Here is a 23567-nt window from a genome sequence, read left to right as displayed (position 1 = left end):
GGCATGACCAGCGATGACGGCCGAACGGCGCAGCCGGTCAACGGAGGCGTTCTTCGGCCGCCGTCGCGGCAAGGCGATCCGCGCACATCCGGCGGCGGCCCTCGAAGCTGGCCTGCCGCGACTGAGGGTGGATCTCGGCGCGCCGGCCCCGGCGCGCCTGGAGGAACTGTTCCCCACCGAAGTTTCTTCCGTCCGGCTGGAGATCGGCTTCGGCGGCGGCGAGCACCTTCTGTCGGAGGCGACACGCCATCCCGACACAGGCTTCATCGGCGTGGAGCCCTTCGTCAACGGCATGGCCAAACTGATGATGGCGCTGGACGAGCGGCCGCTTTCGAACATCCGCGTCCATGACGACGACGCGACCCGGCTTCTCGACTGGTTGCCGGATGCCAGCCTCTCCGGGATCGATCTTCTCTATCCGGACCCCTGGCCGAAGAAACGCCATTGGAAGCGCCGTTTCGTCGGCCAGACCAATCTGACGCGTTTCGCCCGCGTGCTGAAGCCGGGCGGACTGTTCCGTTTCGCGTCCGACATCGACAGCTACGTCAACTGGACCTTGCTCCATTGCCGTGCTCATGGTGCGTTCGAATGGCAGGCCGCATGGTCGAGCGACTGGCACGAGCCCTATGAAGGCTGGCCAGGCACGCGCTACGAAGCCAAGGCGATCCGCGAAGGCCGGCGGCCCGCCTATCTGACATTCGTCCGAAGATAACGCCTCCCGATCCTTGTTGAGAAGATGGGCGGCGCAACGATGCCGGACGGCGAGCATCGGTCCTGCATCGACCGTGGTCAGTCGCCATCTGCGCCGCAGGGTGCCAGCGCGTGTATCTGCAAACAACATGACAGCGCCTGGACTGATCCACCCATGGCACAGCATAGCCAGCGACGATAGCACTGTGATATCTTGGCGAGGCGCGTCGCCGTTGGGAAACTGTCGTTCCCGTGCGGCCCGACAATCGCGCAAGCGCTCAGTGTGCAGCCGCGGGTCTCAACCCGATGAACAAGTAGCCGCGGATCATGGAACTTGTCGTCGCCATTGGCCTGATCGTCTTCAAGGTCGCGTTGCTGATTGCGATCCTGCTGCTGCTGCCCTTGCCGCTGACCTGGCTGGAACGCAAGATCGCCGGGCACATGCAGCAACGGATGGGGCCGATGCGCGTGGGGTGGCACGGGCTGCTGCAGCCGGTGGCGGACGGGATCAAGCTCCTGACCAAGGAGGACCACATCCCGGCCGAGGCCGACCGTTTCCTGTTCAAACTGGCGCCGATCCTGGCGCTGGCCCCGCCCTTCGTGGTGTTCGTCGCGATCCCCTTCGGCGAGACCGTCTCGGTCCTCGGCGCCGAGATCACGCTCTACGTCTCCGACATGAACGTGGCGCTCCTTTTCGTCTTCGCGGTGATCGGGATCGAGGTCTATGGCGTCATCTTCGGCGGCTGGGCCGCGAACAGCAAATACGCGGTCCTGGGCAGCCTGAGGACCTGCGCGCAGATGATCAGCTACGAGATCCCCATGGGGTTCGCGGTCATCGGCGTGGTGATGCTGGCGCAGTCCATGAGCCTGCTCGACATCGTGCGGGCGCAGGCCGATGTCTGGAATATCGTCTACCAGCCGGTAGGGTTCTTCGTGTTCTTTGTCGCCGGGCTGGCCGAAGCGCAGCGCATTCCCTTCGACCTGGCGGAAGCGGAGGGCGATCTGGGGGCCGGATTCCATACCGAATACAGCGGCATCCGCTTCGCATTCTTCATGGTCAGCGAATACGCGATCATGCTGCTCGTGTCCGTACTGGCGGTGATCCTGTTCTTCGGCGGCTGGAACGGCGTGCTGATCCCCTTGCCGCCGCTTCTCTGGTTTGCGCTAAAGGTCGCGTTCTTCCTCTATCTGTTCATGTGGTTCCGTTTCACTTTCCCGCGCTACCGCTACGACCAACTCATGGCGATCGGGTGGAAAGTCTTGCTTCCGCTGTCACTCGCGAACATAATAATAACCGGTGTTGCTTTCCTTTAAGGGCCGTAGCGGCTCGGTAGCGAGGCGGCGATGTCGCACGCACCGGATAGAAGTGGAACATGGATCGGCTGGGCGTTCTTCGCCGATCTGGGGAGTGCGCTGGCGCTGACCTTCGGCTACATGTTCTCCAGGTCCGTGACCATGCAGTATCCGGACAAGGAAAAGTGGCTGCCCTATTCGCGCTATCGCGGGCATCATTTCCTCAAGCGCGACGAAGAGGGCGAGATCAAATGCGTGGCCTGCGAACTCTGCGCGCGGATTTGTCCCTGCTATTGCATTGAAGTCGTCCCCTACGAGGACGAGAAGGGCAACCGACGCCCGGCAAAATTCGAGATCGACATGGCCCGTTGCCTGTTCTGCGGGCTCTGCGAGGACGCCTGCCCCGCGGACGCGATCGCCCTTGGCCAACAGTATGAGTTCTCGAGCTTTTCCTCGCGTGACCTGGTCGTCGGACGTGACGATCTGCTCGCCAAGCCGGGCAAGGCGGCAACCGGCGGCGGCGTGGTGGCCGCGCGTCTGAACACCGAACGGGACGTGCTGGTCGAGACGAGCGAGCCGGAGGGATACAACTGGTGGCGGAATATCCGCCGAACTTGAACGCGCGCCAGCCGTCAAGCCGGAGCGAGCAGGGAGGAGGTTCAGATGCTTGTATGCCAAATCTTGAAGGCCAAGGCCCCCGAGGTCGTATCGGTCACTCCAAATCAGACGATGGTGGAAGTCCTGCGGCTGTTTCGGGAACACAACATCGGCTTCGTGGTCGTCAGCCGTTCGCCCGGGAAATACCTGGGTACGCTGTCGGAGCGGGACTGTTGCAATGCCGTGGCCGACTACGGAGTCGAGGCGCCCATGATGCAGGTCGCCGACATCATGAACCGCAGCGTGGCGACATGTTCGGCACAGGATGGGCTGCCGTTCGTGATGGCGATCATGACCGAGCGGCGGACGCGCCACGTGCTGGTCATGGATGGCGACGCCCCTGTCGGCGTGGTCAGCATCGGCGATCTGGTCAAGCACCGGCTCGAGGAACTGATACGCAACGAGGAGGCGCTGCACGATTACATCGCCGGAACCGGCTATCACTGACGATCCTGGATCCATCGGCAGGCTGCAGGTGGGAACCGCCTCAGCCCGGAACCTCTGGCAGCGCTTCAGGTTGCGCGGCAGCGCCGATCCCTAAAGCCGCGTGCGCCCTGCGAACCTCCACCGGACATGGGTATTCGCCCCGCCGCATCAGGCTGTTGAGACGCAAGGTTCTGTAATTTTCCGGCACGAACACGAGGCCCGGGGGAAAGCGCCTGTTGACCTTGAGTTCCGCCGTCAGCTCGCCCCGGGCGGATCGCACCGCCACCAGATCGCCATCCGAAAGGGCAAGCTGCCGGGCGTCTCGCTCGCTCATCTCGACATATGGGGCGTCAGCGACGGTATTCAGTATCTCCGAGCGTTCGGAAAGATATCCGTTGTGGAACAGGCCGTTGCCGGTGACCAGCATGAGCCCGTCGGCCGCGATCGGGGCAGGCGGCGGGGCGAAGAACTCACCGGCCTGCGGCGACGGGGCCGTTCCGGTGAATGCTCCGTCGGTCCCGAGGCCGTCTTGCGTCAGTCCCTGATAGGCCGGAACCAGCCGGGCGATCTCGCCGAAGATTTCGCCTTGCAGTGACAGCCCCAGCGCCCGGTTGCGCAGCGCCGCGACGAAGTCGAAGATCGCCAGATTGCCTCGCGCCTCGAAGGCGGGCTCGCGGAACTTGCGGATCGTCTGGGTCCGGCCCTCGTTGTTGGTGAACGTGCCGGATTCTTCGCCGTAGCCCGCCGCGGGCAGGACGACATCGGCCAGACCCGCCGTATCGGTGAGGAACGTGTCCTGCACGACCAGAAGATCGGCGCCGGCAAGCGCCCGCTTTGCGAATTCCCGGTCTGGATAGGCCATCAGCGGGTCGCTTCCGACGACGTAGAGTGCGCCCATCCGCCCGCCGTCGCAGAGTTCCAGCATGGCGTCGAAATCCGCGCCCGGTTCGGGCGGGATTTCGGTGCCCCAGGCCTTTTCGAGAATTCCGCGCGCCACGTCATCGCCCACCGGGCGCAGCCCCGGCAGCGCCGCCGGCAGGACCCCCATGTCCCAGGCGCCCATCTGATTGGCGCGGTCGAAGAGGAACTGCATCGCCACGCCCTTGCCGAGTGCGCGGAGAAGCTGCAGCAGGTTGGTGAGTTGCTGCAGCGTTGCGCGCGCCTGGTGTGATCTCAGCAGGTCGGCGCTGACAAGCGCGGTGATGCTTCGGCCTTTCAGCAGCGCTGCGGCGAGACGGTCCGGCTCCTCACTGCCGGTTGTCGCGCCGATGTCCGCGAACAATTCGCCCGGAAGGGCCCGACCTGCCGCCGTGGCCAGACCGGCCACCACCGCGGCGAGGCTCGCCGTCTCACCGCCTGGCGGGACCCGAACGACCGCCCTGCTGTCGGCGTCGAGGCGCGACGGCCGCGTCGAGAGCATGAGCAGCCCGATGTGCCGCTGGCGTGCGGCGTCACGCAGCAGGTATTCGGTGACCGGATTTTCCTCGGTAACGTTGCCACCGACGACAAGCACGCAATCGTTGCCGATCACCTCCTCCAGCGGCGCGCGGGAATGGAAGCCCGCCATCAAGGGGCCGAGCGCATCGAAGGGCGTGGACCAGCGCGCCGAGCAGTCGATATTGTTGGTTCGGAACACCGTCCGCATCAGCTTCTGGAACTGATAGAGCATCTCGTTGGGGAGACGCGGCGAAGCGAGCCCGCCCGCAGCCTTGCTCCCGACATCGGACAGGCGTTGCCGCAAGTAGTCCCCCGCTTCGTCCCAGGAAACCGGAACCAGGGCGCCGTCACGACGGATCATCGGCCGCTTGACCCGGTCCCGGCCCTCGATGAAATCGAGACCGAAGCGCCCTCGCACGCAGAGCGTTTCGCGGTTGACCCCGTTCTCCCACTTCGAGCGGACCCGCATGAACTCGCCCCTGCGCGCGCCGACTGTCAACTGGCAACCGGTGCCGCAATGCGGGCACACCGTGTCGGTCTCGGCCAGATCCCAGGGCCGCGCCTTGTAGCGATAGGGAAAGCTCATCAGCGCGCCGACCGGGCAGACCTCGACGCAGTTGCCGCACTGGTCGCAACTCGCGAGGCTGCCTTCGAAGCCGGTGACGGCCGTATCCATGCCTTTTTCGACGGTGCCCAAGGCGACCGCACCGACGACCTCCTCGCACATCCGGACGCAGCGCTGGCACTGGATGCAGCGGTTGACATTCATGATGATGACCGGGCTGAGCCGGATGTCCTTGGAGTGGAACACACGTTTGGCATCGCGGAACCGGCTTTCGCGGGGGCCGTATGCCATTACCATGTCCTGAAGCTCGCACTCGCCGCCCTTGTCGCAGATCGGGCAGTCGAGCGGGTGGTTGGCGAGCAGCATGTCGAGCATGGAGGAGCGCGTCTCGTCGATCAGCGGCGTGTTCGTCCGTACGACCATGCCCTCGGCGACCGCGGTCGCGCAGGAGGGCTGCAGTCTCCGCAACCCCTGCACCTCGACAAGGCACATGCGGCAGGAAGCCAGCGCCGGCAGCCGCTTCATGTAGCAGAAGGTCGGGATGGCGATACCCAGACGCTCGGCGGCCTGCAGCACCGTGGACCCCTGCTCCACTTCCAGCATTTGCCCATCGATCGTGATGCTAACCATGACTTCCTTACGGCCTACTCTCAGCGCTCCTCAGTGAAACGGACACCTCCGCTCCTCGATATGGAGGGCGAACTCATGCTCGAAATGCTCCAGCGCCGCCCGCAGCCCCATGGCCGCGCCGTCGCCCAGCGCGCAGAACGTGTTGCCGAAGATGCCCTTGCAGAGCGCCTCCAGCTGATCCAGGTCACCCGGCGCGCCTTGCCCAGCTTCGACCCGGCGCAGGACTTTCACGACCCAGTTCAGGCCCTCGCGGCACGGGGTGCACTTGCCGCAGGATTCATGGTGGAAGAACTCGATTATCCGGGTGGCGACTTTTACCATGCAGGTCGAGTCGTCGATCACGATCACCCCGGCCGAGCCGAGCATCGAGCCGGCGGCGGCCAGGGAATCGAAGTCCATCCCGACGTCCAGCCCGCGCTCCGGTATCACCGGCGCCGAGACCCCGCCGGGGATTACGGCCTTGATCTTGCGCCCTGGCAACGGCCCGCCGGCGTGGTCCTCGACCAGTTCGCGCAGCGAAATGCCCATCGGCAGCTCGTAGAGGCCCGGTTTGCGCACCTGCCCGCTGAGGCAATAGAGCTTCGGGCCGGGGCTCTTGTCCGGGCCGATGCCGCGGAACCAGACCGGCCCCCGCGCCACGATATGCGGCACACAGGCCAGCGTCTCGACGTTGTTGATCACGGTCGGGCTGGCGTAGAGCCCCTCGACTGCGGGAAACGGCGGTTTCAGACGCGGCTGGGCCCGTTTGCCCTCGAGCGAATCGAGCATCGCGGTCTCCTCGCCGCAGATATAGGCGCCGGCGCCGCAATGGATGTGCACGGCGAAGCTGAAATCCGAGCCGAGGATCCCCGTTCCCAGGTACCCCTTGGCATGGGCCTCGGCGATCGCCTGCTCCAGCCGCCGGATCGACAGCACGTATTCCCCGCGGATGTAGAGATAGGCTGTTTCCGCGCCGATCGCGTAGGCGCTGATCGCCATGCCCTCGATCAGCTGGTGCGGGTCACGCTCCATGATGATCCGGTCCTTGAAGGTACCGGGCTCGCCCTCATCGGCGTTGCAGCACAGATATTTCAGCTTGTCGGCCCGCTTCGGCACAAAGCTCCACTTCATACCGGTCGGGAATCCGGCTCCGCCGCGACCGCGCAGATTGGACTCCTTGATGAGGCCGATGATCTCGTCGGGCGTGTGCTCGCGCAACGCCTTCGCCAGCGCCTGGTAGCCGCCGCCGGCCTCGTAGGTCGCCAGCAGATGGCCGTCGGGCACGTCCACGTTCCTGAGAAGCACCGGTTCGAACATGGCGCTACACTCCGGGGGCTGCCGGCGTTGCGCGATCGGTGCCGGTCACCAGCCCCGCCGTCGCCCGCAGACCCTCCAGAAGTGCGTCGACCCGCGCGATGTCGAGATCGCCGTGATAGTCGTCGCCGACCTGCATCACCGGCGCCATCTCGCAAGCACCCAGGCATTCGACGGTCGAAAGGGTGAACAGTCCGTCCGGGGTCGTGTCGCCCTTCCTGATCCCCAGCACCACTTCCAGATGCCTCAGCAGGTGCTCGGACCCACGCAGCATGCAAGAGACGTTGTCGCAGAGTTCCAGGTGGAACATGCCCACCGGCTCGGTATGGAACAGGGTGTAGAAGGTCGCCAGTTCGTAGACCCAGATCCGCTCGACGCCGAGGATGTCTGCGACTTCTTCCAGCACCGGGCCGGGTAGATGGCCATGTTCCTTCTGCGCGATCAGCAGCGCGGGCATGATCGCCGAGCGCTGGTCCGGGTACCGCGCAGCCGCCGCCTCGATCTTTTCGCGCATGTTCATCGCGTCCGGATCCACTTCTATTTGTCCACTTCCGCCATCACCGGGTCGAGGCTGCCCAGCACGGCGATCATGTCCGCCAGGTAGCGCGCATTGCTGACCCCGAACAGTGCCTGAAGATTGACGAAGGACGGTGCCCGCACCTTCATCCGGAACGGTTTTGGCGACCCGTCGCTGATGATATAGAAACCGAGCTCGCCCTTCGGCGCCTCGATCGCCGAATAGACTTCGCCCTTCGGCACCTCGAAGCCATAGGCCGACAGGTCAAAGTGCTGGATCAGCGCCTCCATCGAACAGTGCACCCTGTCCTTGTCCACCGGGAAGGCGATCGTCGGCATGTCGATCTGGAAAGGCCCCTCCGGCATCTGCTCGAGGCATTGCTCGATAATCCGGACGCTCTCGCGCATCTCCTCGACCCGGCATTGCCAGCGCGCGTAGCAATCGCCCTCGTTGCGGATGACGACGTTGAAGTCGAGCCGGTCATAGATCTCGTAAGGTTCGTCGCGACGGATGTCCCAGTCGACGCCCGAGGCCCGCAGGTTCGGGCCGCTCAAGCCAAGATCGATGCCGTCCTCGGCGGAGATCACGCCGATCCCGCGCGTGCGCTTCAGGAACACCCGGTTGTCCTCGACCAACCGTTCATAGTCGCGTATCCGGTTCGGGAAGATGTCGCAGAATTCCCTGATCTTGGGGAAGAAGCCGTCGGGCAGGTCCTCGCGCACACCGCCGACCCGGCAGAACGAGGTGTGCATTCGTGCCCCGCTGATCATCTCCAGAAGGTCCATGATCATTTCGCGTTCGCGCATGGCGTATAGCAGCGCGGTCATGGCACCCAGGTCCATGGGCAGCGCGCCGGTGATGAGGAGATGACCGGAGATCCGGGCCAGCTCGGCCATCAGCACGCGGATATACTGCGCCCGGACGGGCGCCTCTATGCCGAGGAGCTTTTCCACGGCCAGCGCGAAGGCCAGGTTGTTCGAGGGCGGGCAGAGGTAATCGAGCCTGTCGGTCAGGGGGAAGATCTGGGTGTAGGTGAAGCTCTCGGCAAGTTTTTCGGTGCCGCGGTGGAGGTAGCCGATATGGGGGTCCACGCGCGCGACATGCTCGCCGTCCAGCTCGAGCACGAGCCGCAGCACCCCATGGGTGCTGGGATGCTGCGGGCCGAGGTTGAGAAGAACCTCCTTTGTGTCGAGCTCTTCGCCTTCCGGCCTTGTCAGTTCCGTGACTTCGGTCATCTCAAGTCCCGTCGTGGGATTGTGCGCCCGGCGGTATGTCTCTCGTGGCGAGGTCGGGCTGCGTCGGCGGGGTGCCTTCGGCGCCAAACGGGTTCAACTCGTCCTTGTAGCCCCGGAGCGGAAAGTCCTTGCGCTGCGGAAAGCCCTCGAACCCTTCCCACATGTAGATCCGCCGCAGGTCGGGGTGGCCCTCGAACATGATCCCGTACATGTCCCAGGCCTCGCGCTCATGCCAGTTGGCGGTACGCCAGACCCCTGTCACCGACGGGATCCGCGGCGGATCGCCGAGGCGGCACTTGATCCGGACGCGCCATTTGTTGGGCAGTGAATAGAGGTGGTACACTGCCTCGTATCGCGGCGCCCCGGGGTGATGGTCGACCCCGCAGATGTCGGACAGGAAATTGAACCGCAGCGCCGGGTGGTCCTTCAGAAACCGGCAAAGCTCGACGATCATTTCAGGCGGAGCGGCGAAGGCATGAACGCCGTGCGCAAAGCCAAGATCCTCGATCGCCCCCCCGAAGCGCTCTATGATCGGGGCGCGGTTGAAAGGCGTCTCCACGCTCATGGCGCCGCGACCCTTTCAAGGCGCGTCCCGGCCAGCGCCCGGGATTTCCTGATCTTCTCCTGAAGCAGAAGGAACCCATGCATCAGCGCCTCGGGCCGAGGCGGGCAGCCGGGCACATGCACGTCCACCGGCACGAAGGTCTCCGCCCCCTGCACCACTGCGTAGGTGTTGTAGACTCCGCCCGAAATCGCGCAGGTGCCCATCGCGATGACCCAGCGCGGCTCAGGCATCTGGTCATAGAGCCGGCGCACGACAGGTGCGAACTTCCGCGTCACGGTGCCGGCGATGATCATCACGTCGGACTGGCGCGGCGACGGCCGGAACACCACGCCGAACCGGTCGAGATCGTAGCGCGCGCATCCCGCCGAGATCATCTCGATGGCGCAGCAGGCAATGCCGAAAGTCTCGGGCCACAGTGCAGACCTTCGACCCCAACTGATCACATTGTCGGCCGTGGTGAACAGCACGCTGTCACGGATCGCGTTGCTCATTCCTCCCACTCCAGCGCTCCCGTCAGCCAGGCGTAGGCGAAGCCCACGACAAGCAACAGGATGAAGACGAACATTTCGACATAGCCGACCAGCCCGATTTCCTTGAGGACGACGGCCCAGGGAAAGAGGAACATCGTCTCTACATCGAAGACCACCAGCAGGATCGCGAGGATGAAGAACTGCACCCTGAAGCGCCCCCCGGCTGCCTCGCCCGCCGGATCCATGCCGCATTCATAGGGCATGTTCTTCGCGGGATAGGGATGGGACGGGCGCAGCAGGGAGGAGACAAACAAGGTCGCCATCGCCACCAGAACAATTCCGGCGACCATGAAAAGAACCGGCAGGAATTCCATTCCAGTCATGTCGCATTGCCCCGGTCACCTACCGAGGGTTCTGCTCAGGTCGCGACCGGCTCGCTTCGAGGCCGGTGACGCGGGCCCCCGGGAAGCGACTTGTGCCTTTCTTTCCTGCACTGCCGAGAGTATTCGCTCGGCCCGATCATTGCAAATCCAATCGATCAGCCGCCGGACGCGGACTGCTGGGCGAGCCTCAGAAACCACGCCGGGAACAGGCCGATCCCGATGGTGCCGGCAGCGGTCAAGGCAAGCGTGGCACGCACCGAGGGCGTCAGCGCGGGGTCGAATGCGCGCTCCGGCTCGCGCATGTAGATCACCATGACGATGCGGATGTAGAAGTAGGCGGCGACGGCGCTCAGCAGCACCGCGATCACCGCCAGCGCGACGAACCCCCGCTCGACGAGGGCGACCAGCACATAGAACTTGGCGAAGAAGCCGGCCGTCGGCGGAATGCCGGCCAGCGAGAACAGATAGAGCAGCATCAGTAACGCCAGCCCGCTATGCGACTTGGCAAGCCCCGCATAGTCCTTGATGGGCTCGCCCGAGAAATCGCCGTTCCGCATCATGATGACGGTGCCGAAGATGCCGAGGTTCATGAACGTATAGATCAACAGATAGAGCATCACGCTGGCGATCCCGTCCGCGCCGCCGGCCACCACGCCGAACATCGCGAAGCCGGCATGAGCGATGCTGGAATAGGCCAGCAGGCGCTTGAAATTGTCCTGCACCAGGGCGACGAAACTGCCGAGCGCCATCGTCGCGACCGCGATGGTGGCCACGATGATCCAGGCGTCCGAGGCCGCCACCAGCGGGTTGAGGAACACCCGCAGGATCACCGCGAACCCCGCCGCCTTGGGGCCCACCGACATGAAGGCGGTGATCGTCGTCGGCGCGCCTTCATAGACGTCCGGAACCCACATATGGAACGGCACCGCGCCGACCTTGAACACCAGTCCCGCGACGATGAAGACCACCGCCAACAGCAATCCGGGATCGAGCGGATCGCCGGTCACCGCAGCAGCCATCCCGTCGAGCTGCGTCGTGCCGGTAAGCCCGTAGACCAGCGAAACGCCGTAGAGGAATATCCCGCTCGAGACCGCCCCGAGGACCACATATTTCAGCGCCGCTTCGTTCGACCGCCGCTGCTGCCGCAGGAAACCGGTCAGCACATAGGTGGAGAGCGCCATCAGTTCGAGGCCCACATAGATCGACAGGAGGTCGATCGCCGAGGCCATGATCATCATTCCCGCAAGCGCGAAGAGCAGCAGCACATAGTATTCGCTGCTCCCGATCCCTTCGATCTGCGCATATTTTCGCGAGAGAAGGAATGTCAGAACGGTGGCCAGGTAGAACACGGCCTTGAAGAAGGCCGAGAAGGGGTCGGCGACGAACATACCCGTATAGGCAGGCCACACGTCGCCCGACAGCATGAGTGTCCCCAGGGCGGCAAGCAGCACGACCGCGGCAGAAGCCCAGCCGATCAGATGTTCCTGCCCTTTCCGGACCAATTGTCCCAGGATCAGCAGAACGCAGGCGCCCGTGATCACCACGATCTCGGGCATGCTCGCGAGGATCGACTGGAGCAGCGCGGCGGCGGTCATTGGCTGCCTCCTCTCGCGTGCACTTGCGACAGCAAATGCTTCGCCGAAGCGTCGATGATGTCGAGAAAGGGTCTCGGATAAAGTCCGACCCAGAGCACGAAGACGGCCAGCGGCACGATCGCCGCCAGTTCGCGTACGTTCACGTCGCGGATCTTGTACCGCGCGTCGGCGCGGGCAGGACCAAGCGCGACCTTCCCATACATGCCGAGCAGATAGGCCGCGCCCAGCAATGCCCCGACGACGGCGGCGGCGCCGATGGCCAGATTGGCCGCAAACCCGCCCGACAGCACCAGCAACTCGCCCACGAACGAATTCGTCCCCGGCAGCGCCATCGACGACAGGGTGAACAGCGCGAGAAATGTCGTATAGACCGGCGCCGCCTTCATCAGCCCGCCGTAATCCGCGATGCTGCGGGTATGGGTCCGTTCGTAGATCAGGCCGACGAACAGGAACAACGCGCCCGTCGTCACGCCATGATTGAACATTTGCAGGATGCCGCCCTCGAGGCCGCGGAGGTTCAGCGCGAAGATCCCCAGGGTCACGAAGCCCATGTGGCTGATGCTGGAATAGGCCACCAGCTTCTTCAGGTCGTCCTGCGCCAGGGCGAGCAACCCGCCATAGACGATCGCAAGTGCCGAAAGCGCCAGCATCGGCAATGAAAAATAAACCGACGCCTCCGGCAGCATCGGCAACGAGAACCGCAGGAACCCGTAGGCGCCCATCTTCAGGAGCACGCCGGCGAGGATGATGCTGCCGGCCGTCGGCGCCTGCACATGAGCGTCCGGCAGCCAGGTATGGACGGGGACCATCGGCACCTTGACGGCGAAGGCGATCAGGAAGGCGAGGAACAGCCAGGACTGGACCCGGAACGGATAATCCTGCTCAGTGAGGGCGCGGATGTCGAAGGTCTCGCCGCCCTGGAAATAGAGCACAATGACGCCGATCAGGAACAGGAGGCTGCCCGCTAACGTGTAGAGGAAGAACTTGAACGCCGCGTAGACCCGGCCGTCACCACCCCAGACGCCGATGATCACGTACATCGGGATGAGCATCGCCTCCCAGAATACGTAGAACAGGAAAAGGTCGAGCGCGCAGAACACGCCGAGCATTAGTGCCTGCATGGTCAGCAGGCTGACCATGAATTCCTTCACCTTGCGGTCGATCGCGACCCAGGACGCGAGCACGCAGATCGAACCCAGGAGCGCGGTGAGGAACACGAAGAGTGCGCTGATCCCGTCGACGCCGAGCGCGTAGGTAATCCCGAGCGCGGGCACCCACGGTCGCGTCTCGGTGAACTGCATCGCATGGGTGGTGGTGTCGAAGCCGGCCAGCATCGCGATGCAGAGTGCGAGGTCGAGGACTGTGACGGCCAGCGCCGTCCACCGCACCGCGTCGTCGCTGCGCAGAAACATCAGAAACGCCGCGCCGGCGGCGGGCAGGAACACGATGAGGCTGAGCAGCGGGAACGCCATCGCACCCCCTACTGCCACACCACGGCGAAGACAGCGATGACAGCGATCACGCCGGCGATCATCGCCAGCGCATAATGGGTCACGACGCCGGTCTGGAGCCGCCGCAGCACCCCGCCGCCGTGAAGGATCGAGCGAGCGATGCCGTTCACGACGGCGTCGACGCCGTTGAGATCGGTCCGCAGCCCGGCCCGTGCCGTCCGGTGCAGGAAGGGCAGCGCCGCGGTCTCCGACAGGTCGCTCACGGCCTTCTCGTAGCTGGCCAGCGGCCTTTCGGCGACCCACATGAAGAGCCTCGCGCCCTTGCGGTAGAACCAGTCGGTGTCGAGGCTTATCGTGTTCTCGGGGTCGAGTGCCCTGAGGAAGAGGACGAAACCCAACGCCGTGAACATCAGGATGCCCAGGCTCTCGGTGACATGGACGCCGGTGTAGGGTTCGAAGTCGACCGGATAGGGCAGAAGCGCATAAAGCGGCTGGGGGAACACCCCGATCGCGATGCAGAGCACCGCCGCCATGGCCATCGCAACCAGCATGTTGCGGGGCGGCTCCTGTGCCTCCAGCTTCCGGTCCGTGCCGAAGAACATGTAATACGGGAGCTTGAGCCCGGTGTGCAGGAACGTCCCCGACGACGCCATCGTCAGCATAAGCACCACCAGCGCGCGGTGGTCCTGTCCGGCGGCGGCCACCACCATCGACTTGGTGACGAAGCCCGAGAAAAACGGAAACGCCGAGATGGCGAAGGCGCCGATCATGTAGAGCGCCACGGTCAGCGGCATGGTCCGGTAGAGCCCGCCGAGCTCGGTGAGCTTGCGCCGTCCGGTGACGTAAATTACCGCCCCTGCGCCCATGAAGAGGAGCGCCTTGTAAAGGATATGCGCGAAGGCATGGCTGGTCGCCCCGTTCACCGCCATTTCGGTGCCGATGCCGACGCCCGCCACCATGTAGCCTACCTGGCTGACGATGTGATAGGCTAGGAGCCGCCGGCAGTCGTTCTCCAGCACTGCGTAGACGACGCCGTAAAGCGCCATCACTGCGCCGAGCCACACCAGCAGTTCGGTCCCCGGAAAGGCCCGCGCCAGAACATAGACGGCGGTCTTGGTGGTGAAGGCGCTCATGAACACCGCCCCGGTGACGGTCGCCTCCGGATAGGCGTCGGTCAGCCAGGCGTTGAGCGGCGGTACGGCGGCGTTGAGCATGAACCCGGCAAGGATCAGGTAGACGGCGACGCCCATCCCTCCCTCGATCGGGCCGAAGAGCAGCGAGCCGCTGGCGAGCCCATGGAGAACGATGCCGCCGAGCAGGACGACGCCACCGGTGATGTGGACCATGAGATAGCGGAACCCGGCGCGGATCGCCTGCCCGCCGCCCTGGGCAAAGACCAGATAGGCGGACGCAAAGGCCATGCCTTCCCAGAACAGGTACAGGGTGAGGTAGTCGCCGGCGAAGACGACGCCGAGGGCGCTGCCGACATAGACGAACGCCGCCACATGCTGGCCGGCGCGCGTCAGATGCAGTGCGTAGACCATGCCGATCAGCGCCATGATCGTGAAAACGGTGGCGAAGACGATGCTCAGCCTGTCGACCTTCGCTATCAGGATTTCCTGCCCGATGAACCGCGCCGCGCCGTAGCTGCCCGGCTGCATCGTGAATACGGCGAGGATCGCGAGCGCCGGGATCAGGAGCAGATAGGCCTTGCGGATCGACCCTTTCAGGAACGGGATCGGCAGGGCGCCGAGAATGAACAGCAGGGCGGGATGGACGAAGTCAGTCATAGTAGTCCTCGCGCCGCATCAGTCCGCCCTGATGGCCGAGGAATTTGGAAACGAAGATCAGCAGTACGCAGGAGCCCAAGCCATAGGCGGCCGACCAGCCCGGCAGACGCTCCCACAGATATTCGGCGTGCGCGCGGGGGACCAGAAAGTCGGCGATGACGATCAGCACGAGCGCCAGATAGAACAGCCGGCGACGCTGCCTCGCATACTGCTCGTCGCCGAAGAAATCGACCATGCGCCTGATCATCTGACGACTCCTTCCGCCAGTGAGAGGAAATAGTCGGGGAAGATGCCCATGGACACCGACAGGATGGCGGTCGCGACCAACGGGATCGCCACCATCGGAATTTCACGGACCGGCGTCGGGCTCTCCGCTGCCTCCGTCCCGAAGAAGGCACCGTAGCTGACCGGCAGGAAATAGGCGGCGTTCAGGACCGAACTCACCAGGAGCACGATCAGGAACGCGATCTCCCCAGCCTCCACCGAACCCAGCGCCAGGTACCACTTGCTGACGAAGCCTGCGGTCGGCGGTATCCCGATCATGCTGAGCGAGGCGACAAAAAACGCTCCCATCGTCCAGGGCAGCCTGCGGCCGATGCCTGCCATCTCGCTGATGTTGCGCTTGCCGGACGCGCAGTAGATCGATCCGGCGCACAGAAAGAGGGTGATCTTGGAGAATGCATGCGCCGCAATGTGGACAATTCCTCCGACCATCGCGACCGGCGACAAGAGGACCGCGCCAAGCACGATGTAGGAAAGCTGGCTGACCGTCGAATAGGCGAGCCTCGCCTTGAGGTCGTCCCGCGTCAGGGCGTAGACGGAGGCCATCAGGATGGTGAAAGAGACCAGATAGGCCGTGGCGATGCCGAGCCCCAGCCCATCCATCAGCCCCACGCCGAACACATGGAACACCACCCGCAGCACGCAGAACACGCCCATCTTCACCACGGCCACCGCATGCAGGAGCGCGCTGACCGGTGTCGGCGCCACCATTGCGGCGGGCAGCCAGGCGTGCATCGGCATCACCGCCGCCTTGGCGAAACCGAAGAGATAGCAGAAATAGACGACCGTCAGCAGGGCTGCCGACGCATCGGCCCGCGCCAGCAGCCCTCCCGCCACAAAGTCGAGCGACCCCGCAATCTGGTAAGTCAGAGCCAGCGCGGCGAGAAGCACGCTTTTCGACGCGCCCATCAGATAGACGAGGTACTTGCGGCTGCCCGCCCATCCCTCCTCGTCCTCGTGGTGGTAGACAAGCGGATAGGTAACGAGGCTGAGCACCTCGTAGAAGATGACCAGGGTGAACAGATTGGCCGCGAAGGCCCCTCCGACGGCCGCCGCGAGGCTGGCGGCGAAGCAGGCGAAGAACCGGGTCTGCCCGTGCTCGTTCAAGTGCCGCATATAGCCGATGGAATAGAACGCCGCGGCGATCCACAGCAGCGACGAGACAGTGGCAAACACCATGCCGAGCGCATCGGCCCGGAATGCGAAGTCGATCCCCGGCAGAACCTCGAACAGGCGCAGATCGACCGTACGGCCCGCCAGCACCGTGGGCGCCATCGAAGCGACAATTGCGAACATGGCGAGCGCCGCCACTGGCGAGACGACATCGCGGAGCCTCTCGCGATTGTTGAGAAGGAGAACTGCAAGTGCCGCCAGAACCGCGACGGCAACGGCAAGTAGCGGCCGGATCGATATCACCGGGTCCAAGCTGCTATCCTTTCAATATGGTCACGTCGTCGACCTTGAGGGTGGCCTTGTTTCTCACCAGGGCGACCAGTATGCCGAGGGCGATGGCAACCTCCGCCGCGGTGATCGCGATGACGAAGATCGCGAAGATCTGACCGCGGAAGTCGCCGTAGTAGTGCCCGAAAGCGATGAAATTGATGTTGACCGAGTTGAGCAGCAGCTCCAGCGACATCAGCACGACCAGGATGTTGCGCCTGAGCAGCACGCCCGCCGCTCCGATCCCGAACAGGACCACTGCGAGCGCGATATACCACCAGAGCGGCACCATCACCCCGGCTCCTTCCGCGCCAGAACGATGGCGCCGACCAGGGCCGCCAGCAGGATCACGGAGGCAACTTCAAACGGCAGCAGATAGTCGGCGAAAAGTGTCGTGCTGAGTTGCCTGATCTCGCCGCCGCTGCTCGCGGCGACGGGCTCTGTGACCGAAAAGCGGTCGCTCCACAGCACCAGCACAAGCATCTCGACCCCGAGCAGGACGAGCATCACCAGGGCCGGCAGGTTGCTGCCCGGCACGAACCGCTCCAATACGGCTTCGCGCACGTCGATCATCATGATCACGAACAGGAACAGGACCATGATCGCTCCGACATAGACGAAGATCTGGATGACCGCCAGCAACGGTGCCTCGAGCAGGACGAAGATCGCCGAAATCTGCAGGAAACACGCCATCAGCGCCAAGGCGCTGTGCACCGGGTTCCGCGCCAGGACCACGGTCAGGGCCGTGATCACGGACGCCGCAGCGAACAGAAGGAAGAACCCCTGACCCATCGACGCCGACCTTCCGACACGAGCTCTCACTCGGCGCGAGACGGCCGGGTTTGAGATAGCTGCGCACTTCAGACGCGTTCGCAAACTGTGCCCTAATATCGGATTTTTCTCAAGATTGTCGTGGTTTGGCGCCGCGTGGGCGCGATTCTGGCCGTGTCATAGGCGGCATGATCGAAGCCTGATGCGGCAGCGCGGACATATGCGGCCACAAGGCGATCGGGCGCCGCGACGGTGTCTGCACCTGCACGCGCCGGGATCTGAGGCGCGGATGTCGGCTGACGACGCCCGCCGCTTTCCATTCCGCCTTGGTGTTCACAGGGATAACACGGATATGCGGGCGGAGCGTCTCATGCGCGGCCGCGGTCGCCAGTCTGTCCGACGTCTTCTTCCCGAGCACCGCCCTGTTGACAAGCCCGGCGGCACAACGCTTATCTCGCCGCAGGCGGCTGGCGATGGAGGAGGAATCATGCGGAAACTGCTTTTCGCGATCGTCGGCATCGCCGGGATGGCCCTGTCAGGCCAGGCATTCGCCGCCGACTACAAGATCGTGGCGCCGGCCGCGCCCGGCGGCGGCTGGGACCAGACCGCGCGTTCGATGCAGACCGCCCTCCAGGACGAAAAGATCTCCGGCAACGTGCAGGTGATGAATGTGCCCGGCGCGGGTGGCACCATCGGCCTCGCCCAGTTCGTGAACCAGGCCAGCGGCGATCCCTCGCAGCTGATCGTCGGCGGCTATGTGATGGTGGGTGCGATCCTGACCAACAATTCGCCCGTCACCCTCGACCAGGTCACGCCGATCGCCCGCCTCACCGGCGAATATGAGGCGATCGTCGTTCCCGCCGCTTCGGACATCAAGGACATGGCAGGGCTCGTCGAGAAACTGAAAGCCGATCCCGGCTCGGTTTCCTGGGGCGGCGGCTCGGCGGGCGGTACCGACCACATCGCGGCCGCGCTGATCGCCAAGGCTGTCGGGGTTGATCCGACCAAGGTCAACTACATCGCATTCTCCGGCGGCGGCGAGGCGCTGGCGGCCATCCTCGGCGGCCAGGTGACAGCCGGCATTTCCGGCTATGGCGAGTTCGCATCCCAGGTCCAGGCCGGAACGCTCCGGCTGCTGGCGGTTTCCAGCGACGTGAAGATCCCCGGCGTCGACGCTCCGACGCTGAAGGAGAGCGGCGTCGACGTCTCTATCCAGAACTGGCGCATGGTTGCGGCCGCGCCGGGCCTGAGCCCCGAGCAGACGGCGGCCGTCACCGCCGACATCGACAAGATGGTGAAATCGGCGACCTGGCAGAAGGCCCTCGCCGACAAAGGCTGGGCCGATACCTACCTGGCCGGCGACGACTTCCGCGCGCAACTCGCGAAGGATGTCGAGGCCACGTCATCGATCCTGAAAGATATCGGCCTCGTCAAATGAGCGACGGCGGCGAGCCGCGCCCGGCAATCCGGGCGGACCGGGCTGCGCTCGTCGTGGCGGGTGCTCTCGCTCTGGTCGCGGTCGTGATCGCCTGGAGCACCGCGACGATGGGCGGTGCGGTGAACTACGCCCGCATCGGCCCGACGACATTTCCCTATATAATTGCAGCCGCGCTGTTCATCCTTGCCATATGGACCGTCTTCGCCGCGCTTCGGGGTGATTTCCCCGAACGCGAGGAGCAGGCGATTGCCCCGATCGTCTGGATTGTCGGCGGTCTGGCGGTGCAGATGCTGCTCTTGAAGCTGGCGGGCTTTTCGATCGCGACGGGCCTGCTTTTCGCCGCGACGGCGCGCGGCTTCGGTCGAGGGCCGCTCTGGTTTACGGTGCCGCTCGGCATACTCTTGTCCGGCCTCGTCTGGCTGATCTTCGCTCGCGGTCTGTCGCTCGCCTTGCCGTCGGGACCGTTCGAGCAGGCGCTGACGACGATTGCAGGCGCGATCGGCGGTCTGTTCGGGAGTGCCGGCTGATGGCGACATTCGAACTCCTCTGGCAAGGCCTCGCCGTCGCGCTGGAGCCGATAAACCTGCTCTACGCGCTGATCGGGGTGACGCTCGGCACCGCCGTCGGCGTGCTGCCGGGGATCGGCCCGGCGCTCACCGTGGCCTTGCTGCTGCCCGTCACCTACAAGCTTGATCCCGCCGGTTCGCTGATCATGTTCGCCGGCATCTACTACGGTGGCATGTATGGCGGCTCGACCACCTCGATCCTGCTCAACACCCCGGGCGAAAGCGCTTCGATCGTCACGGCGCTGGAAGGCAACAAGATGGCGCGCGCCGGTCGCGGCGGACCCGCCCTGGCGACGGCGGCGATCGGTTCTTTCGTCGCCGGGCTGCTCGCCACGATCGGGCTCGCCTTCCTGGCGCCCTGGGTGGTCGGCATTGCGCTGTCTTTCGGGCCCGCGGAATATTTCGCGCTGATGATGCTGGCCTTCATGACGGTGTCGGCCGCCTTCGGCGATTCGACGCTTCGCGGCCTGACCGCGCTGTTTATCGGACTGGCGCTCGGACTGGTCGGCATAGACCTGCAGACCGGCCAGGCGCGCCTCGCCTTCGGCGTCCCCGATCTGCTCGACGGCATCGAGGTGACGACGCTCGCCGTCGCGCTGTTCGCCGTCGGCGAGGCGCTGAGCGTGGCGGCCAGCCGGGGCGGCGGCGAGCAGAAGATCGAACCGGTGCGCGGCTCGGTCTGGATGAACAGGGAGGATTGGGCGCGGTCGTGGAAGCCGTGGCTGCGCGGAACGGCCGTCGGTTTCCCGATCGGCGCGATGCCGGCCGGCGGCGCCGAGATCGGCACCTTCCTGTCCTATTCGCTGGAAAAGCAGCTTGCCGCGAAACCTGAGGAGTTCGGCAAGGGCGCGATCGAGGGTGTGGCCGGCCCCGAGGCCGCCAACAATGCCTCGGCAGCCGGCACGCTTGTCCCGCTCTTGACGCTCGGCCTGCCAACGACGGCGACGGCGGCGATCATGCTCGCGGGCTTCCAGCAATTCGGCCTGCAGCCGGGACCGCTGCTCTTCGTCACCAATGCAGCCCTGGTCTGGGGGCTGATCGCCAGCCTGCTGGTGGCCAATCTGATGCTGCTGGTGCTGAACCTGCCGCTGGTCGGGTTATGGGTGCGGCTGCTCGCCATCCCCCAGCCCTGGCTCTATGCCGGCATCCTGGTCTTCGCCACGCTTGGCACGATCGGCGCCAATCCGTCGACCTTCGAACTCGGCCTGCTGCTCGCCTTCGGGTTGATGGGCTATTTCCTGCGCCGTTTCGGCTATCCGATCGCGCCTGTCGTGGTGGGATTGATCCTGGGGCCGCTGGCCGAACAGCAATTGCGGCGCGCGCTTGCCATCAGCCAGGGCGACCCGAGCGTCCTGTTCCATTCCTGGATCGCGATCGTGCTCTGGATCCTGGCACTGACTGCTGTGCTGCTGCCGCTCTATCTGCGTGCGCGCGGCAAGGCCAGGCTGTTGACGCAGCTCGCGTCGTCGGAGGACTGATACCAACGGTTGACGAAGATCGGCTGTTGGAGTGCGCGACCGCGTGGCGCACGCCCGTTGGCGCGCAGCCAGGCAACCCTGAGGGGCCGCGCCGGCGACCGAGGCGGCGCACTTACGCGTCAGCATCCGGGCCGTTTGTACGAGAACGGTCGTCAGAGCCGGCCGATCTGGCGGTACTGCTCGGGGTCGATGCCCAGTCCGCGCAGATTGCCGGCGTCGGGCTGGCGTCCCTGACGGACCGAAGCGGCGGCTGCAAGTGCATCGCCCATGATGGTGATGATCTCAGCGAAGGTCGTGCGTCTGTTGTGATTCGACATGATCTTTTTCCTTGGATCTGGTCATCGGTAGATAAGGACAGCTGCAACGATAATTGAATCGGTCGGTTGTCTCGACCTGCGGCGGTGTGACTCACCCGGCAGGGATTCCCTGCCGGAGCGAGGCGCGCTAGCGGTAGCGACATGATCGACCGGCGCGGGATCCAGCAGCGGTGGGAGGCGGACGGCTCGAAGCGCGACGAGCGCGGCCGGCGCGTGTTCGCCGCCAGCGAGGCGCGCGCTGCGGGCCGGGGTGGGCTGGCGGCGGTCTCGGAGATCACAGGGCTGGCCCGCTCGACGATCGGGCGCGGGCTGAAAGACCTCGACGCGGCGCCGCCGCGCGGTCGGGTGCGCCGAGAAGGCGGCGGCCCGCGGCCGTTGACGGCGCGCGATCCGACGCTGCTTGCCGACCTTGAGCGCCTCGTTGAGCCGGCGACCTTGGGTGATCCGGAGCGGCCTCTGTTGTGGGTGTCGAAGAGCCTGGACAAGCTGGCGCGCGCGCTTGGCGACATGGGCCATGCGATCAGCCCCAACAGCGTGCGCAAGCTGCTTGTCAAGCTCGGCTTCTCGCGCCAGCTTAACCGCAAGACGGATGAAGGCGCGCACCATCCCGACCGCGATGCCCAGTTCGCGCACATCAACGCCAAGGTGGTCGCCGCGCAGGCGGCCGGTGAGCCCGTCATCTCCGTCGATACAAAGAAGAAAGAGCTCGTCGGCGCCTTCAAGAATGGCGGCAGCGACTATCGCCCGAAGGGCGACCCGCAGCGCGTCAAGGTGCACGACTTCGTCGACACGACGCTTGGCAAGGTCGTCCCCTACGGCGTCTACGACGTGGCCGCCAACGAGGGCTGGGTCAGCGTCGGCATCACCGCCGACACCGCCGAGTTCGCGGTCCACTCGATCCGCACGTGGCTCGAGCGCATGGGCCGCCAGCGCTATCCCTCGGCCGGCGCGCTGACGATCACCGCCGACTGCGGCGGCTCCAACGGGGCGCGCGTGCGGCTGTGGAAGGTGGAACTGCAGAAGCTCGCCGACGAGACCGGGCTTGTCGTCCACGTCCATCACTATCCGCCGGGCACGTCGAAGTGGAACAAGATCGAGCACCGACTGTTCTGCCACATCACGCAGAATTGGCGCGGCCGTCCGTTGACGGATCGCCTCGCCGTGGTCGAGTTGATCGGCGCGACCACGACCAAGACCGGGCTCAAGGTCGAGTGCGCGCTCGACGCCACCACCTATGAGAAGGGCGTGAAGGTCTCGGCTGCCGAGATGGCGACCCTCGATATCACCGGCGACCAATTCCATCCAGAATGGAATTACACAATCAAACCGCGGCGGTCGGCCATAGCGTAGCGGTTATCGTTGCAGCTGTCCTAAGTATTGTCCCCATCGGACGTCAGGGGTCGGCGCGCAGGGCTGCCATGCCGGTGGCGCATTGATCGAGCCGGCTGCACGCGGGGGATGAGCCCGGATTTTCGAAAGAAGACCGGCCGGACTTGAAAACCCGGCGCTCATCCGCTATCTCATAGCTAAATTCTTGGTCGGTTAGACGAAGAGTGGGTCCACCCGGTCCCGCTCTTTTTTGTTAATACGGCCGCCCAGGCGGCTGCGCGGAGAACGGATGACTGAAACTGACAGGAGCGAACACGACGATCGCATCATCCGCGAAAGCGGCATCGATGCGCGTGTGGCGCTTATCGTCGAACCGGTGCTCGCCGGCATCGGCTTCCGCCTGGTGCGCGTGCGACTGTTCGGGCAGAACGGCCTGACCCTGCAGATCATGGCCGAGCGCGAAGACGGCACGATGACCGTCGAGGATTGCGAGGAGGTCAGCCGGGCCGTCTCGCCGGCGCTCGATGTGGAAGATCCGATCGAGAAGGCGTATCATCTCGAAGTCTCGTCGCCCGGCATCGACCGGCCGCTGGTCCGCAAGTCGGACTTCGTGACCTGGACCGGCCATCTCGCCAAGATCGAGACCTCCATCCTCGTCGCCGATCGCAAGCGTTTCCGCGGCAGGATCGCCGAGGCCGACGCCGAGGCCGTGCTGATCGAGCGCGACCAGCCGGCCTATGGAGACGAGCCGACGGTGCGGATTCCGTACGAGGCGATCGCCGAAGTGCGGCTCGTGCTCACCGACGATCTTATCAGGGACGCGCTGAAGAAGGACAAGAAGGCGCGCCAGGAAGCAAGGAAGCGCCGCGGCGAGCCCCCAGAAACTGAAGCCGAAACCGAAGACGAAACCGAAACGGACAATTGACGCTGCACCCGGGCAGCCGCGCGG

Annotated in this window: 24 protein-coding genes; 9 read left to right on the top strand and 15 right to left on the bottom strand. The window is 64.9% G+C overall.

The window, feature by feature from the left end; translation table 11 throughout:
* Positions 1 to 13: 13 nt before the first annotated feature.
* From trmB to JN280_RS00220, 4 genes are all read left to right on the top strand, one after another.
* A complete protein-coding gene (gene trmB, locus JN280_RS00235; RefSeq protein ID WP_202309549.1) occupies positions 14 to 712 on the top strand; it encodes a tRNA (guanine(46)-N(7))-methyltransferase TrmB in 699 nt (232 codons plus the stop codon).
* Positions 713 to 1017: 305 nt separating this feature from the next.
* A complete protein-coding gene (gene nuoH / locus JN280_RS00230) occupies positions 1018 to 2004 on the top strand; it encodes an NADH-quinone oxidoreductase subunit NuoH (RefSeq protein WP_202309548.1) in 987 nt (328 codons plus the stop codon).
* 30 nt (positions 2005 to 2034) lie between these two features.
* Positions 2035 to 2601 (top strand): NADH-quinone oxidoreductase subunit I, encoded by a 567-nt coding sequence (locus JN280_RS00225; RefSeq protein WP_202309547.1) that lies wholly within the window; start codon positions 2035 to 2037, stop codon positions 2599 to 2601.
* 45 nt (positions 2602 to 2646) lie between these two features.
* A complete protein-coding gene (locus JN280_RS00220; RefSeq protein ID WP_202309546.1) occupies positions 2647 to 3087 on the top strand; it encodes a CBS domain-containing protein in 441 nt (146 codons plus the stop codon).
* Between the two features lie 40 nt (positions 3088 to 3127).
* Here JN280_RS00220 and nuoG read toward each other — a convergent pair whose 3' ends face one another.
* The 14 genes from nuoG to JN280_RS00150 all read right to left on the bottom strand — a co-directional run bounded on the left by nuoG (position 3128) and on the right by JN280_RS00150 (position 17511).
* Positions 3128 to 5698: an NADH-quinone oxidoreductase subunit NuoG gene (gene nuoG / locus JN280_RS00215; RefSeq protein ID WP_202309545.1), complete on the bottom strand. Its 2571-nt coding sequence runs from the start codon at positions 5696 to 5698 to the stop codon at positions 3128 to 3130.
* Between the two features lie 30 nt (positions 5699 to 5728).
* A complete protein-coding gene (gene nuoF / locus JN280_RS00210) occupies positions 5729 to 6994 on the bottom strand; it encodes an NADH-quinone oxidoreductase subunit NuoF (RefSeq protein WP_202309544.1) in 1266 nt (421 codons plus the stop codon).
* A 4-nt stretch (positions 6995 to 6998) separates the two neighbouring features.
* Positions 6999 to 7511 (bottom strand): NADH-quinone oxidoreductase subunit NuoE, encoded by a 513-nt coding sequence (gene nuoE, locus JN280_RS00205; RefSeq protein WP_202314412.1) that lies wholly within the window; start codon positions 7509 to 7511, stop codon positions 6999 to 7001.
* Positions 7512 to 7528: 17 nt separating this feature from the next.
* The gene (gene nuoD / locus JN280_RS00200) at positions 7529 to 8743 is read right to left on the bottom strand and encodes an NADH dehydrogenase (quinone) subunit D (RefSeq protein ID WP_202309543.1); all 1215 of its coding nucleotides are present in this window, start codon (positions 8741 to 8743) and stop codon (positions 7529 to 7531) included.
* 1 nt (position 8744) lies between these two features.
* The gene (locus JN280_RS00195) at positions 8745 to 9308 is read right to left on the bottom strand and encodes an NADH-quinone oxidoreductase subunit C (protein WP_202309542.1); all 564 of its coding nucleotides are present in this window, start codon (positions 9306 to 9308) and stop codon (positions 8745 to 8747) included.
* On the bottom strand, positions 9305 to 9808 hold the full coding sequence (locus JN280_RS00190; RefSeq protein WP_202309541.1) for a NuoB/complex I 20 kDa subunit family protein: 504 nt from the start codon (positions 9806 to 9808) through the stop codon (positions 9305 to 9307). The genes JN280_RS00195 and JN280_RS00190 overlap by 4 nt, the downstream gene beginning before the upstream one ends.
* Positions 9796 to 10161 carry an NADH-quinone oxidoreductase subunit A gene (locus JN280_RS00185; protein ID WP_202309540.1) on the bottom strand — a complete coding sequence of 122 codons (366 nt, stop codon included), beginning with the start codon at positions 10159 to 10161 and terminating at the stop codon, positions 9796 to 9798. The genes JN280_RS00190 and JN280_RS00185 overlap by 13 nt, the downstream gene beginning before the upstream one ends.
* A 155-nt stretch (positions 10162 to 10316) precedes the next feature.
* On the bottom strand, positions 10317 to 11756 hold the full coding sequence (locus JN280_RS00180; protein WP_202309539.1) for an NADH-quinone oxidoreductase subunit N: 1440 nt from the start codon (positions 11754 to 11756) through the stop codon (positions 10317 to 10319).
* Positions 11753 to 13228 (bottom strand): NADH-quinone oxidoreductase subunit M, encoded by a 1476-nt coding sequence (locus tag JN280_RS00175; protein ID WP_202309538.1) that lies wholly within the window; start codon positions 13226 to 13228, stop codon positions 11753 to 11755. The genes JN280_RS00180 and JN280_RS00175 overlap by 4 nt, the downstream gene beginning before the upstream one ends.
* Before the next feature lie 8 nt (positions 13229 to 13236).
* Entirely contained in the window at positions 13237 to 14997 is a 1761-nt protein-coding gene (locus JN280_RS00170) for a Na(+)/H(+) antiporter subunit D (RefSeq protein WP_202309537.1), read from the bottom strand.
* A complete protein-coding gene (locus tag JN280_RS00165) occupies positions 14990 to 15244 on the bottom strand; it encodes a hypothetical protein (protein ID WP_202309536.1) in 255 nt (84 codons plus the stop codon). The genes JN280_RS00170 and JN280_RS00165 overlap by 8 nt, the downstream gene beginning before the upstream one ends.
* Positions 15241 to 16704: a monovalent cation/H+ antiporter subunit D family protein gene (locus JN280_RS00160; RefSeq protein WP_202309535.1), complete on the bottom strand. Its 1464-nt coding sequence runs from the start codon at positions 16702 to 16704 to the stop codon at positions 15241 to 15243. The genes JN280_RS00165 and JN280_RS00160 overlap by 4 nt, the downstream gene beginning before the upstream one ends.
* A gap of 4 nt (positions 16705 to 16708) precedes the next feature.
* On the bottom strand, positions 16709 to 17011 hold the full coding sequence (gene nuoK / locus JN280_RS00155) for an NADH-quinone oxidoreductase subunit NuoK (RefSeq protein WP_202309534.1): 303 nt from the start codon (positions 17009 to 17011) through the stop codon (positions 16709 to 16711).
* Positions 17011 to 17511: an NADH-quinone oxidoreductase subunit J gene (locus tag JN280_RS00150; RefSeq protein WP_202309533.1), complete on the bottom strand. Its 501-nt coding sequence runs from the start codon at positions 17509 to 17511 to the stop codon at positions 17011 to 17013. Before JN280_RS00150 ends, nuoK begins: the two co-directional genes overlap by 1 nt.
* Before the next feature lie 466 nt (positions 17512 to 17977).
* Here JN280_RS00150 and JN280_RS00145 point away from each other — a divergent pair, with 466 nt between their 5' ends.
* Genes JN280_RS00145 through JN280_RS00135 form a run of 3 tightly spaced genes read left to right on the top strand, consistent with a single transcriptional unit; the run spans position 17978 to position 20972 of the window.
* Positions 17978 to 18928, top strand: a complete 951-nt coding sequence (locus tag JN280_RS00145) for a Bug family tripartite tricarboxylate transporter substrate binding protein (protein ID WP_202309532.1) — start codon at positions 17978 to 17980, stop codon at positions 18926 to 18928.
* Positions 18925 to 19455: a tripartite tricarboxylate transporter TctB family protein gene (locus JN280_RS00140; RefSeq protein ID WP_202309531.1), complete on the top strand. Its 531-nt coding sequence runs from the start codon at positions 18925 to 18927 to the stop codon at positions 19453 to 19455. The genes JN280_RS00145 and JN280_RS00140 overlap by 4 nt, the downstream gene beginning before the upstream one ends.
* The gene (locus JN280_RS00135; protein ID WP_202309530.1) at positions 19455 to 20972 is read left to right on the top strand and encodes a tripartite tricarboxylate transporter permease; all 1518 of its coding nucleotides are present in this window, start codon (positions 19455 to 19457) and stop codon (positions 20970 to 20972) included. The genes JN280_RS00140 and JN280_RS00135 overlap by 1 nt, the downstream gene beginning before the upstream one ends.
* 152 nt (positions 20973 to 21124) lie before the next feature.
* Here JN280_RS00135 and JN280_RS00130 read toward each other — a convergent pair whose 3' ends face one another.
* Positions 21125 to 21289, bottom strand: a complete 165-nt coding sequence (locus JN280_RS00130) for a hypothetical protein (RefSeq protein WP_202309529.1) — start codon at positions 21287 to 21289, stop codon at positions 21125 to 21127.
* A 141-nt stretch (positions 21290 to 21430) separates the two neighbouring features.
* On the opposite strand from JN280_RS00130, the gene JN280_RS00125 reads away from it, so the two are divergent.
* Positions 21431 to 22639 (top strand): ISAzo13 family transposase, encoded by a 1209-nt coding sequence (locus JN280_RS00125; protein WP_202307379.1) that lies wholly within the window; start codon positions 21431 to 21433, stop codon positions 22637 to 22639.
* Between the two features lie 268 nt (positions 22640 to 22907).
* Positions 22908 to 23543, top strand: a complete 636-nt coding sequence (gene rimP, locus JN280_RS00120; protein ID WP_202309528.1) for a ribosome maturation factor RimP — start codon at positions 22908 to 22910, stop codon at positions 23541 to 23543.
* Positions 23544 to 23567: the final 24 nt, after the last annotated feature.

The sequence above is a fragment of the Mesorhizobium sp. L-8-10 genome, assembly GCF_016756635.1.
Lineage (GTDB): Bacteria > Pseudomonadota > Alphaproteobacteria > Rhizobiales > Rhizobiaceae.
Note: the sequence above shows the minus strand (reverse complement) of the source record. Positions and strands in the feature narration are given on the sequence as shown.